Source organism: Lentilactobacillus buchneri (assembly GCF_018314255.1).
Lineage (GTDB): Bacteria > Bacillota > Bacilli > Lactobacillales > Lactobacillaceae > Lentilactobacillus > Lentilactobacillus buchneri.
Window position 1 is genome coordinate 93,919 of sequence record NZ_CP073066.1, and the last position, 15,906, is coordinate 109,824.

Annotated in this window: 15 protein-coding genes and 1 pseudogene; 4 read left to right on the top strand and 12 right to left on the bottom strand. The window is 44.0% G+C overall.

Going from position 1 to position 15,906, the window contains the following annotated elements; translation table 11 throughout:
• Positions 1–92: 92 nt before the first annotated feature.
• The 9 genes from KE627_RS00545 to KE627_RS00585 all read right to left on the bottom strand — a co-directional run bounded on the left by KE627_RS00545 (position 93) and on the right by KE627_RS00585 (position 9,237).
• Positions 93–839, bottom strand: a complete 747-nt coding sequence (locus KE627_RS00545; RefSeq protein ID WP_056938751.1) for a serine hydrolase — start codon at positions 837–839, stop codon at positions 93–95.
• A complete protein-coding gene (locus KE627_RS00550; protein WP_013728050.1) occupies positions 836–1,726 on the bottom strand; it encodes a C40 family peptidase in 891 nt (296 codons plus the stop codon). Before KE627_RS00550 ends, KE627_RS00545 begins: the two co-directional genes overlap by 4 nt.
• 154 nt (positions 1,727–1,880) lie before the next feature.
• Complete coding sequence (locus KE627_RS00555) at positions 1,881–2,954, bottom strand: dipeptide epimerase (RefSeq protein ID WP_013728051.1); 1,074 nt, start codon at positions 2,952–2,954, stop codon at positions 1,881–1,883.
• Between the two features lie 20 nt (positions 2,955–2,974).
• Entirely contained in the window at positions 2,975–4,594 is a 1,620-nt protein-coding gene (locus KE627_RS00560) for a peptide ABC transporter substrate-binding protein (RefSeq protein ID WP_056938750.1), read from the bottom strand.
• 139 nt (positions 4,595–4,733) lie between these two features.
• Positions 4,734–5,285 (bottom strand): C39 family peptidase, encoded by a 552-nt coding sequence (locus tag KE627_RS00565; protein ID WP_013728053.1) that lies wholly within the window; start codon positions 5,283–5,285, stop codon positions 4,734–4,736.
• A complete protein-coding gene (locus tag KE627_RS00570; RefSeq protein WP_013728054.1) occupies positions 5,282–6,391 on the bottom strand; it encodes a P1 family peptidase in 1,110 nt (369 codons plus the stop codon). The genes KE627_RS00565 and KE627_RS00570 overlap by 4 nt, the downstream gene beginning before the upstream one ends.
• Before the next feature lie 22 nt (positions 6,392–6,413).
• Positions 6,414–7,127, bottom strand: a complete 714-nt coding sequence (locus tag KE627_RS00575) for a CPBP family intramembrane glutamic endopeptidase (protein WP_013728055.1) — start codon at positions 7,125–7,127, stop codon at positions 6,414–6,416.
• An 11-nt stretch (positions 7,128–7,138) separates the two neighbouring features.
• Positions 7,139–8,986 carry a S53 family peptidase gene (locus KE627_RS00580; RefSeq protein ID WP_056938748.1) on the bottom strand — a complete coding sequence of 616 codons (1,848 nt, stop codon included), beginning with the start codon at positions 8,984–8,986 and terminating at the stop codon, positions 7,139–7,141.
• A gap of 20 nt (positions 8,987–9,006) precedes the next feature.
• Positions 9,007–9,237 carry a hypothetical protein gene (locus KE627_RS00585; protein ID WP_013728057.1) on the bottom strand — a complete coding sequence of 77 codons (231 nt, stop codon included), beginning with the start codon at positions 9,235–9,237 and terminating at the stop codon, positions 9,007–9,009.
• Positions 9,238–9,390: 153 nt separating this feature from the next.
• On the opposite strand from KE627_RS00585, the gene mscL reads away from it, so the two are divergent.
• The 3 genes from mscL to pgmB all read left to right on the top strand — a co-directional run bounded on the left by mscL (position 9,391) and on the right by pgmB (position 13,286).
• On the top strand, positions 9,391–9,756 hold the full coding sequence (mscL, locus tag KE627_RS00590; RefSeq protein ID WP_013728058.1) for a large-conductance mechanosensitive channel protein MscL: 366 nt from the start codon (positions 9,391–9,393) through the stop codon (positions 9,754–9,756).
• Between the two features lie 124 nt (positions 9,757–9,880).
• Positions 9,881–12,598 (top strand): glycoside hydrolase family 65 protein, encoded by a 2,718-nt coding sequence (locus KE627_RS00595; protein WP_013728059.1) that lies wholly within the window; start codon positions 9,881–9,883, stop codon positions 12,596–12,598.
• Positions 12,599–12,614: 16 nt separating this feature from the next.
• Positions 12,615–13,286 (top strand): beta-phosphoglucomutase, encoded by a 672-nt coding sequence (gene pgmB / locus KE627_RS00600; RefSeq protein ID WP_013728060.1) that lies wholly within the window; start codon positions 12,615–12,617, stop codon positions 13,284–13,286.
• Between the two features lie 111 nt (positions 13,287–13,397).
• On the opposite strand, the gene KE627_RS00605 is transcribed toward pgmB, so the two are convergent.
• Complete coding sequence (locus KE627_RS00605; RefSeq protein WP_013728061.1) at positions 13,398–14,168, bottom strand: Cof-type HAD-IIB family hydrolase; 771 nt, start codon at positions 14,166–14,168, stop codon at positions 13,398–13,400.
• A 154-nt stretch (positions 14,169–14,322) separates the two neighbouring features.
• On the opposite strand from KE627_RS00605, the gene KE627_RS00610 reads away from it, so the two are divergent.
• A complete protein-coding gene (locus tag KE627_RS00610; RefSeq protein ID WP_013728062.1) occupies positions 14,323–14,976 on the top strand; it encodes a deoxynucleoside kinase in 654 nt (217 codons plus the stop codon).
• Positions 14,977–15,075: 99 nt separating this feature from the next.
• Here the strand turns inward: KE627_RS00610 and KE627_RS12425 are convergent, their stop codons facing one another.
• Positions 15,076–15,510, bottom strand: coding sequence for a DUF3658 domain-containing protein (locus tag KE627_RS12425; protein ID WP_375710776.1), 435 nt, complete (start codon positions 15,508–15,510; stop codon positions 15,076–15,078).
• A gap of 48 nt (positions 15,511–15,558) precedes the next feature.
• Positions 15,559–15,863 (bottom strand): annotated as a pseudogene (locus tag KE627_RS12490) (DUF1835 domain-containing protein); the annotation flags it as partial.
• Positions 15,864–15,906 lie beyond the last annotated feature (43 nt).

A 15,906-nucleotide genomic window follows, 5' to 3' on the forward strand; every position in this document is an offset into this window, starting at 1 on the left:
CCGTATAAGGGGGATTATCGAAATATCCAACTGGAATTCGGGTAATCCCCTTATAGAGCCAAACCACTTATTGGTTCACGCTCACTTTTTGTTCATGCCAACCAATCAACCACTGACTGGCCAACTTGATTAAATTTTTGGATCGTTTCCATTCGGTTCAAGGATCCAGCAGTCAACATGGCAATGTCAACAGAATGGTTGTTATATACAATTTGAGCGACATCATGGTCAATCAAATTGCCCTCACCAGTCTTATTGTATACAGCAACATTCTCGCCTGATTCATCAAAATTACCTGGTAGTTTGTATCGGAACTGCTGATTGGCGAACCAGCTCTGGACTTCGGAACCATTATGAAGTGCTTGCTGAAGCAGCCGCAAACTTTCAGCAGCACTGGTATAGTTATTTTTGCCACTGGCAAGTGCCCGACCGTCCATCAGATAACGTTCCAGCCCGGTCTCGTGGAAATCATGGGTTTGAAGATAATGCTGAATATGATTCATTCCCATCAAGGAGATCACCACATTAGTAGCCGAATTATCGGACACACTAATCATCAACGCCAACAAGTCCCGAAGCTTCCATGGCCGAACAGACATCAATTGTAAGATTCCGGCACCGCCTACCAACTCATCCGTCGAAACATCAACGGATTGATCCAGATCAACGTTGCTGTCCAAAACATCGTTTAAGATGGCCAATTTGATCAAAGAAGCCGATGGGAAGGCCTCGTGGCTATCATGGTCCACCAAGGTCTGACCGTTGCTTTGAATTAACAAGCCATACTTAAACGAACTGTCAGCCATCACCCGTTCAATTGTTTCAGAAAACTCACTCATCGCCAATATCTCCTAAAGCCGGCGAACTCGGCCGCAAATTTTGGTTCAGTCAGTTCTGCAATATCGACTTTGGCGCCTGGCGTTCTTGATTCAATCATCTTTCCATTACCAATGTACATGCCAACGTGATGCACGTAGCCCTTGCCGTGATCATACGCGAAAAATACCAAGTCACCCGGTAGGATTTCTTCCGGTGCTAAAGGTAAACCGTTTTCTTGTTGATCGTCAGCGTCCCGGGGAATATCAAATCCAAGTACCCGATGAAGCGTGTACGCAAATCCAGAGCAGTCAAAACCATAGGAACTGGTTCCGCCCCAGAGATAACGCTCGCCTAAAAATTGGCGTCCCATCTCAACCATCGTTTCACCAGCATTGCTACCAACGAATGGCAGTACTGCTGCTGATTTGTCAATGAAACCCTTTCCAAGCGGGGTCACGACGGCAATGTAGTCACCACTGGTGCCTGTTTGTGGCAGCACAGTTCCCAAGCTGATTTCGAGGACCGGCTTTTTGTTTTCATCATACAAATTGGCTGTCCGAACAGCAATTCTCACAATTGAGGTAACCGGTGGATAACTAATCTGCTGATCGCTTAATAATTTACTTGGCACCCAACCAGGATAGCCCCTTGAATCAGAATCATCTCGTTGACTGGGAATATAGACTTTGGCCCAGTCACCGTCGAAATGATCAATAATGACTTCATCGTTAAACAAAGCCTGCGTTTCTAATAAGTCATCATCGGAAAGCGCAACTGATTGCTCATCACTCATTTGTTCAACCCATTTTTTACCATCGCCGTCTAAGGCTGGTTGATCAACTTTTCTTGGTGATTCTTTAGACTTCCAAATAGTTGCCACTGGAACTTTGACTCGTCTTGTTTCCATCTGGGCACCTCCATTCGTTAAATTTTAGTATACATATATTATACCTCATTAGCCACCAACTACCTGCCAGATAGCATAAAAAGCATTGCTGGCTTGTTCACCCTACTCAAAAAAGGCCGGAACATGAGGAATCCTTATGTCCGAGCCTCTTGGGTTACTTAAATCCTAATCCCGGTAAATCTGGAAAAGAGATTTCGTTTTTTTGATTGATGATCCCACCGGCAATTGGGTTGCTGGAGAACATCATCGATGCGTCCAAATCTACATACTGAATATTTCGTTTGGCAGCGGCCAAGTGAGCCGCAGCAGTAACGGAAACCGACGATTCAATCATACTACCCACCATGCAGGGAATTCCGGCAGCCTCGGCAAGGGTATTGATTTTAACCGCATTATCAATCCCGCCCGCCTTCATCAACTTAAGGTTGATAATATCACAACCACGCATACTAATGATGCGAGCGGCATCTTCAATTGAAAAGATGCTCTCATCAGCCATAATCATCGTCGTGGTGTTGGCGGTCACGTAAGCCAGACCATCAAAGTCAGTGGCTTTAACCGGCTGTTCAACCAGTTGAACGTTCAGATTCAGTTCCCGCATCCGATTAATAACGGCCACAGCCTGTTTTGGATGCCAGCCCTGGTTGGCATCCAAACGAATTTGAATGGCTGGCCCAACTGCTTTTCTGATGGCCACAATTTTATCGAGGTCGGCTTCTTCAGAATCATCCCCCACCTTGATTTTCAAAGTGGTAAATCCTTTGGTAATCAAGTCTTGAGCTTGGGTGATCATATCCTCAATCGTCCCGACACTGACAGTATAATCGGTCGTGATGTGATCCGAGTGGCCACCCAACAGTTGATATAGTGGCACCCCATACGATTGAGCCAGTAAATCGTTAACGGCAATATTCAAAGCAGCCTTCGGACTCGAATTATGGACCATTGACTGATCGATAGTCGCCTTAATATCCGCTGAGTCAAACAATGGTTTGCCAATCAATTTCGGGCCAATCACATCGTTAACGGCACTTTCAATGCTTGGGAGGGTATCTCCGGTAATCACCGGCGTCGGTGCTGCCTCGCCATAACCGACTTTACCATCACTGGCAGTTATTTTAACAATCAGCGTCTGGGCAGTGGTGACAGTTCTTAATGCAGTTTTGAACGGCCGTTTGAGTGGCACAGCAGCTTCCTGGACATCAATCTTTTTAATCACGGGTTCCAATAAGTGTCACTCCTCATTAATTATTTAACGTAAGCCTCTTTGAAATTGTAGTTGGCACCAGCAGTGTTGTAAACAATTCCCTTAACTTTTGAATTAACCATCCATTTTTCACCAGATTGGTAAAGTGGAATGATTGCTTGATCTTTCAAGGCCAAATTCTGAGCCTTAACCATGTCATCCCAACGAGCGTTGGCATTGCTGCCATCGTCAGCGTTGCTGGCTTTGATTAACGAATCATACTCTGAATTCTTCCAACCGGAAATGTTGCTTGGGTTATTGGAAGTCAAAATGTTCAAGAATGTGATTGGATCGGAGAAGTCGGCAAACCAATTGGCAACGGTCACAGTAAATTGACCATCAGCTTGTCGAGATAAAATTGAACGACCAGGAATGTTGTTCAAAGTAACCGTTAAGCCAGGTAACTTTTGTAAGGCACTTTGCAGATACTCACTCAATTGCTTTTGGTCACTGCCATCAGAGTTCAACAAAGTAAAGTGTAATGACGAACGACCAACTTCTTGAAGGCCTTCCTTAAAGAGCTGTTTAGCCTTGGTTGGGTTATAAGTCATTGATGCGGGAGCGGTTGTGTCTTTCGTAAAGTCAGTTCCGTTCTTCGGTGAAACGGCCAATCCCTCTGAAACAAAGCTATTGTTATCGATTGCGCCGCCACCCATGACTTTGTTGGCTAATGTCTTTCGATTAATGATCATTGACATTGCTTGGCGAATTTTCAGGTTTTTGAAGACCTTGTTCTTTTGGTTAACAGCAATGTAGTAGTTGGAAGACTGCTTTCGTGAAATCATATCTTTCTTGTTACCCATTTGTTTGGCCTGGGTAGCTGACAGTTGCGACATATCAAGTTTACCTTGGTTGTAAAGGTTCAACGACGTTGAAGAATCTGGTTGGACACTAAACTTGATGTCATCAAGCTTAACAGCCTTCTTGTCCCAATAATCGGTGTTCTTCTTCAAAGTCCACTTGTTATTGGTTCCAGTCCAGCCAGTCAGCGTAAACGGTCCGTTATAAACTTGAGTCTTGGCCGAAGTGCCGTAATCGTTGCCGTATTTATTGACTGCCTTGGCATCTTGTGGGAAGAAGACAGGAAAGCCCATCAGCAAATTAAAGTATGGGATTCGCTGTTCCAAGGTCACAGTCAGTTTATAATTACCACCTGCTTTAATTCCCAATGAAGAAACTTTGGCTTTTTTGTTTTGAATCTTGTCAGCGTTCTTAATTCCTGAGAACAGGTAACCATACTGTGAAGCCGTCTTAGGATTTAAGGTTCGCTGCCATGAATAAACGAAGTCTTTGGCAGTCACCGGATCGCCATTACTCCATTTGGCACCTTTACGCAAGTTGTAAGTGTAAGTCTTACCATCCTTTGAAACCGTCCATGACTTGGCGATTCCCGGTTCAACTTTACTATTCTTGCCTAGACGAACCAACCCTTCATCGACGTTGTTTAAAACGTTGAAAGTTCCAACAGCCGTGGTCTTCGATGGATCAACAGTCGTCAGTTCAGAATCGGTTGAAGTCTTAATCGTCTTGTTAGCTTGACCAGACTTTTGACCACAACCTGCCAGAATTAATGCAATGCTTGCTACACCTGCGAGTGCAGCCACTCCTCGAGATAAATGCATGATATAATCCTCCTCTAATATGTAAGACGCGTAACAAACTCATCTTGGTTCTAATTTAGCATAAAAGTGTCAAAAAAACAGGCCTTTTCTAATATTGAGTTCAGAAAGCCTGTTAGAATATGCGATTTTGCTGTGAATTTTACTTAGTAATTGCGATTGCCATCTTACGAGACAAATAAATCGGCTCAAATTTGGTTTTTGGCAGCCAGTATTGACCGTCAATCGGATCACTCACGTGGACCTGGTGGTCATCGATCCCGTCCAACAGAACCGCGTGATTATTAGCCGGAACCTGACCAAATGGATACGAATCCCACTCAGGTTGTTCAAAATGAACGGTCACAGAGGTTAACACCGGCTCCCCTTTTGCCACAAAGTCATACAACCACTGGGGATCTGCCCCACTCAGTTCTTGCAGATTACCATAACGATTTCCCCACCACATCAGGGGTCGGGTAAAGATTGCCTCAAACTTGCCGGGCCGATTGGTGAAAGGTGAACCACCAAAGCCGTGGTAAGGATTGCTATCTGGTGAAATTGGCATCTGAAGGAGAAATTGGCCATAATTCAGGTCTAAAGCTCGGCCCTGATAATGGAGCCCCTCCAGCAAGCTGGCTGCCTCACAGCCGTTAATGGCACCCCAAGCAAGTTGGCGAATGTTTTCAGCACCTAATAAAATCTTCGCACTCATTTAACCACCCCAAGCTGTGAAAAGACCTGCTCAACCATATCGGTATAATCAGGTTGCTGAGAAATCAACTTCTTGCATGCATCAACTAAATTTAACCGAAGCCGTCCCTTTCGATCAACGACTGATTCGGCATGGACCATTGAACTTAAGATCGACTCATCGACAACCGCTGCCGTAGCTCTGAAGAATAAATCAATTTGGTTATCGTTAAACCGAGTAACAGTATCAAACTCGCTGGTTTCGAAATGGTCCACCTGATTGGCGGTTGAAAATGCCAAAACGATTTCTCCGCTGCCGTTGCCAATGTAGCCACCGGAACGATTAATCCCAACCGTTGCCCGCTTAGCCATTCGTTTGAGTTGGCGGGCATTCAATGGCGCATCGGTGGCCAGGATCGTGATAATGGACCCCTTTTCTTCTTTTTGCTTATCCTTGGCCAACATTTTGGCCAAGGGGGCTCCAATAGGCATCCCATTGACAATAAAGTCGGTTAAATAACCATAGTTGGTCATGACGAGTGCACCAACAGTGTATTGGTGCTTCTTATCAACGGTCACAATCCGCGAGGAAGAGCCAATACCGCCCTTGAGGTCATAGCACATCATCCCCCGGCCACTACCGACGGCACCTTCTTCAAAGTCATCGTTAACAGCTGCCAAAGCATCGGACACATTCTGTTCAGTAATCGCCATTTTGCGGATATTGGACACGTCGCCATCGTTACACTCAGCAACAATCGGATTAACTGTACTGGTGGTATCCCCAATTTCGGGATTAGCAGCCAGCATTTGTTTGGTGAGGGCATTTAGGGCCGTGCCCACGCCAAAGGTATTCGTCATCACAATCGGAGTTTCAATGGTTCCCAATTCATCAATTTGGACGAGGCCGACGCTTTTACCGAAGCCGTTAAGCACACAAGAGGCAGCTGGTACCTTGTGCCGGAAAAGGTTGCCGGTATGGGGCAGAATTGCGGTCACACCACTATGAACGTCACCATCATCAATAGTCACCTGCCCGACCTTGACGCCGCCAACATCTGTAATCAGATTTCGCCGACCCTTGACGCCATCCGAAAGATCATTCATCAATTCAACCGATAATCCCATGATTAACACCTCTCACAATTAATTACACGGCAAAAATCATCGCAATCATTCCGCCGACTGCGATTAAATTATTCAAAAAATGGAGGCCAATTGATACCTTCAAATTTTTAGTTGTTACATACAAATAGGCCAAAATACAACCCAAGATCGCATACGTCAAAAAACTGATGATATTAAAATGGGAAAGATCAGGATCCATATGCGGCAGGGCAAAAGCCATCCCACTGACAATAATCGGTGCCCATTTTTCGGTCGACCGAAAGAACGCAGTCATCAAATATCCCCGAAAAATGGTTTCCTCAAGAATCGGCGAACAGAAGATTGCCGTAAATCCCATCAAAATCAGGGTAAGATGATTGCTGGACAACAATGATTGAATTTCCTGATTGTTGTCCGTTTGAGTGACGTGGTAGACCAGTTTATTAAGGTTTCCCAATAAGAACTCAATTACCAAAAAGGCAATCCAAGCAATGACAATTGTTTTGACATTTTGCCAGGTCATTTTTTTGACTTCGTAGCGGCCATACTTCCGGTAGGCATACTGTGCCAGCCAAATGGCGATTAGAAAGCCCAACAAGTACAAGGCTCCAACAGCGTAATTGGCAACTGCTGACAGCTTGCCTTGGACAATGAACATCAGTGGCAGCTGAACTGAGCCGACCAAAATAATCAGCCCAAAAAAGATCATTAATCGTTCAAAGTAGTCACCAAAAGTTAACTTTCTTTGCTCTTCCATGCAGCGTCTCCTTAACTATTAAAAGCTTTGTTCAAAGCTGTAAAATCAACGGTTCCAAGTCCGGTCGCCTGGTTATAAATCTTCCCCGGTTGTCCGGTATAGTACAAGTTGGTGTTATTTGTCCGACTGTCCAACGGTTTGAACGGCGAAGTTGATCGTTTGGCAAATCGATAGATCTGTGGATTCCAAAAGCCCAAGCGGCCATTGGTAGTGAAATCAGACATTAAAACACTGGCTGCGGCCATCTGTGGGGCGACGACACTGGTCCCACCGGTAATCAGCCATTGCCCCTTGGAATTTCGATTGTTCTTCGGCGTAATGAACATGCTGTAACCGGTATTGGGGTCGGCATTCGCTGAAATGTCGGGCAGGTTTCTGCCGCTGGATTTGCCGCTAAGATTAATCGGCTTTTTCAACAATTCCGGCCGACCATATTTAAATTTCCACAGATTAGTCGCATCATACGTCCCGACACCGCTGATCCCTTTTTGATAGGCGGGTCTGGCATTATATTTACTAAAACCGCCGCCACCTCCGGCAAAGAAGCTTTGAAGCATGTCCAAAGTTCCGAAAAATCGTTGGTGTTTATAGTTGGGGTATAAAAAGTCAGCCCCCCAGGTGCGTTCCTGGTGAATGGTGACTTTTTTCTTATTGACAGTATAGGTTTTCGGCAGTGTCGTGCCGCCGACTGCGGTCACATATGGAAAATTAGACGGCGTATCAACGGACAATCCTGACGTTAACCCGGTGGTAATCCCATCATAGGCACCATTATCACCAGTCGCGGTGAAGACACTCATTCCTTGGGCAGCTGCCTGCTCAAATAATAAGTTCATGATTTGATTATATTTTTTCGGGGTAATCCCCTGTTTCATTTCATAGGCCACTTGGGCTTCACTTTGGCCCCAACTGAGTGACAAACTATCGGCCACGTTTTGACCAACTGCGGCAGCAATTGAATTCACCATTCCCAAAATGTTTGGACGGGCAATGTAGGTCCGAATGTTGCTGTCCGGTGCGATTGCGCCGGCCTGTTCAACATCGATGGTCGTTTCATCATAGCCATCCCAGGTACCCTTAAAGCCGTTAGTCCGATAAACGCTTAGTCGATTAGATTTCACATTGATGCCCTCATCATCCCAGTAGCGGTACACATCATTAGGATGGAAGTTGGCAAATGAAATGATCCCAATGGTTTTACTGCGGCCAGTCGACCCATTATCGTATAGGGACTGCAGATTGTAGCGACGGACAAATCGCGTCGGCGAATACTTTTTGGTGGTTGTCGTCCCGCTGGCAGTTCTGGTATGCAGCGATGAGGGCTGAAATTTGGTTTTGTATGAGGAAAACGGTGAGTAATTTGATAACCCAAAGACGGTATAAACGACCTTGGAAAGTTTCTTGGGTAGTTGAGGATTTCGGCTGGCCTTTTGATATTTGACCTCACCGTTATTTACGTTCACCAGGTTAACTTTAAACGCCTTCTCGACGTTTTTGGTTGATCCCTTGACCACCATAATCAAATTACCTTTGTAAGTCTGAGCCCTCAAATGATGGTGTCTGAGATATGTCTGCAAAGCTTTAATCTGCTTTGGGCTCTGACTGAATCGTTTGGCAAAAGTACTTGGGGAAACAAATTTGCGATAAGTCGGCGAACTCGGCGTCACTGTGTTGTAAACAAATTGGTGAAGCGCCGACTGACTTTTTGGCCGCAGCACAATATCAACCAATTGCTGTTTGGAATCAGCGACGTTGGTCGTCTTGGCAGCTGCCTGTCCGCTGGTTGCCGCAAAGCCACCAATGGCAAGCAAGATCAATCCTGCGGTTATGAAAATCCTGTGGAGCCAATCCTTGTTCATACAATCCCCTTCAAACAATCTTATTTGTCACGACTATTGTCGTCTGCTTCTCGTTGGGCTTTTCTTTCATCGCGTTGGCGAACAATCATCACCACCAACGGCGTCAAAATCAGGCGAATGACAATAATTGCAATCAGCCAAATCAGCGCGAACGACAGAACTGACAAATGCCAGAACTTTGTGATGAAAAACGCCACTGCTAACACTAATACGACGGCGCCGACGATTAAGAATAATTTAGACTTTTTCAAATGAATTCTCCTGTAAAATTTCTTATTTCATACTATCATACTTTGCCAATGGAGTTCACGTTTGAATTGGGAAAGTTAGAGTTTGTCTTCGGGTATTTAAAGTCGATATAATAAATACATCATGGAAATAAGATAGTTGAAAGGAGAAAAACCATGCTCAAAGAATTTAAGGCTTTTATTGCCAGAGGAAATGTCATCGACCTGGCTGTCGGGGTGATTATTGGTGGCGCCTTTACTGGAATTGTCACCTCCCTCACAAATAATTTGATCAACCCGTTAATTGGGATCTTCTTAGGAAAAATTGACTTGTCAAACCTGATTTTCAAAGTCGGTGATGCGACTTTTCGTTACGGGGCCTTTATCAATTCACTGATCAATTTTCTAATTGTTGCCTTTGTCGTTTTTATCTTAATCAAACTCATTAACAAGGTCCTCAAGCGTCAGCCGACAAAGCCTGCAATCGATAACAAAGAAGTACTACTTTCCGAGATCCGGGATCTGTTAAAAAATAAACAATGAACCGTCAATGACGCACCGCAGACCATTCCAAAACGGTAATTGATTGCGATTGCATGATGTCTGGGCTAGAATTAAAAGTGTGAAGGTTTAATTTATTTCCCAAAAATTGAGAAGAGGTTTTGTTATGAGAACGTTTGCTATTAGGGCCCGCGATGGGGTCATGGAATTAAATTATTCAGAAGATTCCAACAAACCGCCGTTTCGAAAGTTTATGATCACATATAACCCCAAATTTTCAATTGGCGATAATCTTGAAAATATCAAAGCAGCGCTGACCGGCCTGCCGATCGACGCCGCCATTATCGAAAATTCGTTAAACTATGAGTTTTCAGATACGATTATTGGCATTAATCACCAAAAGATTGATATCGGATTGGCAATTGCCAACATGATGAATATTCCGGTTGTTAATCTGCAAAAGATCAAAGAAGTTGGGCTGAAAAAAGCCGTTGCCGATAAGGAAGAATACCTTAAGTGGCATCTGGATTACTATGGTGAATATGCCGGTAAACGGAACTACGGCCAAGAAGCCATGCTGACAATCGGGAACGGTTACTTTGGTCTCCGGGGGGCCTACGTTGAGTCCCACGCTGATCAGGATAATTACCCGGGTATGTACGTTGCCGGTGTTTACAACCAATTGACGACTAAGATTAATGACCGCGACGTTGTGAACGAGGATTTGGTGAACTTACCGAATGCCCAATACATTAGTTTCGGTGTTGACCATCAACTGCCATTTACCATTAAGAAAGCCGATATTCAAGATATTTACCGAAGCTTGGATCTGAAGACCGGTACTTTGACAACCACCCTGCACGTTCAGCTTTCAACCGGCCATATCATCCAAGTCCGGGCTACGAAAGTTGCCAACATGGATCAGTGGCACCGTTACGCAATCAAATATGAATTAAAGCCCATCAATTTCTCCGGCAGTTTACAAATCTATGCCGGCATTGATGGCAACGTTATTAACGGCAACGTGGAACGTTATCAAGACTTTGATCAGCACCACATTGATGTCATCGGCATGTCAGCTCATGACAATCAAGTCTCGATGACCGGTCAAACCAAGACCTCACACGTTCAATTTGTGATCAACTCCAAACTCAGCAGTCCAGATTTCGATACCAAAAAATTGATCGATACCACGACTGAGGAAGGTAAAGTCCAACAGGCTTTGAGCATTAACGTTGAGCCCGGCAAGGAATACGAATTCAAAAAGAATGTCACCGTCTTTACTTCCCAAGACGAAAATAACCATTTGGAAGCCGATGCACAAAAAGAACTTGATGACTCCTCATTTGAAGATACGTTAAGCGATAGTGAAAAATTCTGGAGCAATGTTTGGCAACACTCCGACATTATTATCGATAATGATCTTACCAGCCAAAAGTTGACCAGGGTCAATATTTTCCACATGTTAGTTACCAGTGCTGCTTTGTCGTCCGGTAAATTGGATGCATCCGTTGGTGCTCGTGGGCTGCATGGTGAAGCTTACCGTGGACACATTTTTTGGGATGTCACGTTTGATTTGCCATTCTATGCAATTCATTACCCTGCGATTGCCAAACAGTGCCTACTTTACCGTTACAACCGGTTAGCTGAGGCGCGAAAGTATGCTGCCTCAGAGGACAAACAAGGTGCAATGTACCCTTGGCAGTCAGGGATGTATGGCGATGAGCAATCACAATTTGTTCACTTGAATCCGGTTAGCGGCAAATGGGATCCCGATAACAGCCGCCTACAACGGCACGTTTCCATTTCAGTTGCCTATGACATTATCAATTATGTCCACATCACGGGCGATAAAGAATTCATGGATCAATACGGATTGGAAATGCTGCTGTCGATTTCCAAGTTCTGGGTCAGCATGACCGACTACGATCAATCAACCGACCGTTATGACATCCATCATGTCATGGGGCCTGACGAATTTCACGAAGAGTACCCTAACTCCAACGATCATGGCTTAACCAATAATGCCTATACGAATATCATGGTTTCCTGGCTGTTTGACAAGGTCAATACCCTGGTATCGCAGGAAGACAGCGCCGTTTTAAAGCAAGCCAGTGAAAAAGCCGGCTTTGACGACGCACTTCTCGCCAAGATGAACGATATCGCCCATAAACTGCGATTGGACATCAACGAAGAAGGTATTATCGGCCAGTTCTCAGGGTACTTCAACCTATCCAAACTGAATTTCGATTCATACCGGAAGAAGTATGGTGATATTTCCAGAATAGATCGACTGCTCAAAGGCGAAGGCAAGTCACCGGACGCCTACCAAGTTGCCAAACAGGCTGATACATTGATGGCCTACTATGAACTGCCGTTTGACGAAGTGCAAGAAGTCATCAACCGTCTGGGGTACAAGCTGCCCGCCAACTTCTTTACCAGCAACTTACGGTTCTATCTTGACCGGACGACTCATGGATCAACTCTTTCCAGAATTGTTTATTCGGTTCTGGACGAAATTGACGGCAACATGGACCAGTCATGGCAGCTGTTTTCAACTGCCCTGTTCTCAGATTACTACGACATTCAAGGCGGGACGACTGCCGAAGGAATCCACCTGGGTGTAATGGGTGCGACCCTTCAAATTGAAACGAAATGCTATGGCGGTGTCCGATTTGATACCGACGAGGTCACGATTAATCCTCACCTGCCAAGCACTTGGTCTAAAATTTCATTTAAAGAAACTTACCAAGGAATCAATTACCACTTCGTCATCGGTCATCATCGGATCGATGTGACCGCAGATGCCGATACTCACGTCAGTGTTGCGAAAAAGGCTTATTCACTGACTAAGAACAAGATGGCAACAATTACCTATAAATAATAAGGAGTGAATGATAATGGCAAAATTTTCCGATATTAAAGGCTTCGTGTTCGATTTAGATGGTGTGATTACCGATACCTCGGTTTTTCACAGCCAGGCATGGCATCAAGTTGCCGATAAAGTCGGCGCTCCATGGTCCAAAGAACTTGAAGACGGTCTAAAAGGCATCAGTCGAATGGACTCATTGGAAATGATTTTGAAAGCTGGAAATCTTCAAGATAAATACACTGATGAGCAAAAGGTTGATTTGGCAACTGAAAAAAATACCAACTACTTGAAGTTGGTTGATCAAATGACCCCTGACAATATCTTACCGGGGATTAAAGCATTCTTGGACGAAATCAAAAATGGCGGCTACCTATTGTCATTGGCTTCAGCATCTAAAAACGCGCCCAAAGTCTTGCAAAAGCTGAATTTAACCGATTATTTCCCAAAGATTGTTGATCCAAAAACATTGAGTAAAGGCAAGCCCGACCCAGAAATTTATTTAAAGGGTGCTGAATTGATTGATCTCAAGCCGGAACAGTGCATCGGCGTTGAAGACGCGGCAGCTGGTGTTGAATCAATTAACGCAGCTGGCGAAACCTCGATTGGCATCGGCGACAAAAATATCTTAAAGGATGCCGACATTAATTTTGCCGATACTTCAGAAATGACGTTGGCTAATATTGAAAAGCAAATGAATTAAGGGTTCGTTTCACCCCCTAATTCTGATGATTAACGACGAAAGGCAACTACCTCTGTTTCGGGGTAGTTGCCTTTCGTCGTTAAATGGTCGAGAACAACCTTTGACGAGATATTAATCAATCAGCCCATAATGTTTAAGGCCGTTCACAATCCCACCGTTAATATTTGATTTAGTGACAAAGGACGCCTTTTCCTTAACTTCTGGGACACCATTACCCATGGCAATTGGAAATTTAACTTCGGAAAACATTTGCAAATCATTCATTTGATCCCCAAACGCGTATGATGGAACGTCACCGAGGTTCAGTTTCTTCATCAAAGCCTGAATTCCCGTTTGTTTGGAAACACCCCACTTCATGGTATCCAAACAACGCGGGTTGTTACGGACCAAAGACAACTTCCCTTTGAACTTGTCTTGGTAGAGCTTATCCTTATCGTAATTAAAGACGTTTAAGAAATTAACTTCATGATGCTTGTAAAATTCTGGGTCAACATGTGGTGTTAATCGCAACAGACGATAGTTCACTTTCGTCATGTCATTTTCAAAAGTCAACGCAAATTCCTTATTGTTGTAAAAGGAAATGACATCCCCCTGCTGTTTTGCAAAGGCAAGGATTTCCTCAATCACATCATCACTAATTTGTTCTGCTTTGAGTTTTTTGCCTTCATACTGAACATAACTCCCATTAGCGCTGACTAACGAGTTAATCCCAGTGGCATCAATCACATACTGAATTTCAAAAATATTTCGACCAGTGGAGATCACCGGTAAAATATTATTGGCACGTAATTCATTGATTGCCGCTACATTTTCGTCGGACACGTTTTTTTCATTATCAAAAAGTGTCCCGTCTAAGTCAAAGAACACAACCGCTTTATACATTAAATTCCCTCCATTTAACTTATTAACTATATTGTACTACTTAATATGTGCGGCATTCCCAATTTTAACTTCCGAATCGGGAAATTATATATATTGTGTTACCACATTTTGTGGTACACTATATATTGTCATTTTATTATAAAGAGGGGCTACCATGGTGATAATAACTGCAGGAATGATTGGGGTCGGAAAGACCACTTTAACCGGAAAAATTGCGGAACATCTCGGGACAAAAGCGTTTTTTGAACCCGTTGGCGATAATCCCGTTTTACCGCTTTACTACTCCAATCCAAAACAATACGGATTTCTACTTCAAATTTACTTTTTAAACAAGCGTTTCTCAATGATCAAACAAGCATTGAGTGATGATAATAACGTCTTGGATCGCTCAATCTATGAAGATGCACTGTTCACCCGGGAAAATAATGCTCAGGGAAACATCACCGACACTGAATTGGCGGTTTACCTCAAGTTATTGAATAACATGATGGCAGAACTCGACGAGTTGCCAAAAAAGGCTCCTGATTTGCTGGTGTATGCTGATAGTGACTTTGACACCATCAAGCACCGGATCAAAAAACGCGGTCGCGACTATGAACAGTTTGACGACAACCCTGGCCTTCAGGAATACTACTTCAAGATGTGGGCAGCATATAAGAAATGGTTCCAAGAATACGATGTCAGTCCCAAGATCAAAATCGACTTGCAGAAGTATGACTTGTCCGATCCCAAGAATGTCACAATCGTTCTCGGACAGATTGATGATGCTTTGGCTAAAATTCGCCAACCACAAAGTGAGACACTCTAACAGACAGTCATAAGTTTCAGGTCTACCAGATACGATGAAAAGGCCACGGAGTTAAAAGGAGATGTTCAGCTGATAATTTCACAGCTAAACAGCCCCTTTTTATTTTGCCAATTTAATTTTCCCAACGATTGCGTCCGGATCCGCCTTATAATCGACGCTTCCCTTTGACACCAAGTAATCAATCCGGTGGCGGTACCACCAGTCAGCCGTGAACGGATAATCGCCCAAAGTCTCACCAATTACCCGCAGAATATTTCTAAACCGCCGTTGACTGAGATTGGCAAGGACAAAACGATCGTAAAAGTCAATCGATTGACTGACAACGGTGCCGTTAATCACCGTTCTGATCGGATTATTTTCACTCCTTAAGTCATGCCAATAGTAACTGAAGGCTCTCCGGGAATTAGCAGACAGGTCCCTTTGTAGTGATGCCAATTGAAATTCATCAATGGCGTCTTCACTGATTTCACCTAATTTGGAAATAATCATTAAACTGTCTTCTCGGACCAAGGTCATTGGAACCTTGACACTCATCGTTTGAACTGAAAAATCCTTTAAATAATCGCAAATCCACAAAAAGCCGCAGTAGTCGTCAGCCGTCTCACTCCACCAAATACGAAACGATTCGCCAGCCTGAGCACTTTGACTCAGTTGATCAAGCCCCTGCCGTAAAGCATTTACCGCTTCGACAGTTAATTGTTCAGAGGCTTGATAATGAGCGTATTCGATTTTATAAATGGTTTGATGGCTTTCCATAAACGAGCGTTGACTGATGTCCCCAAGCTCAGATACATTGGCAATGCCAAAACCTGCCCGTCAAGATGTCTTTTCTGATAGTAATACTTCAATGTTGATGCAAAACTATCACTGAATACGATGTCAATCATGACCAAACCTCACCCTTCGAAATTGTCATTTCTCAATGACGTG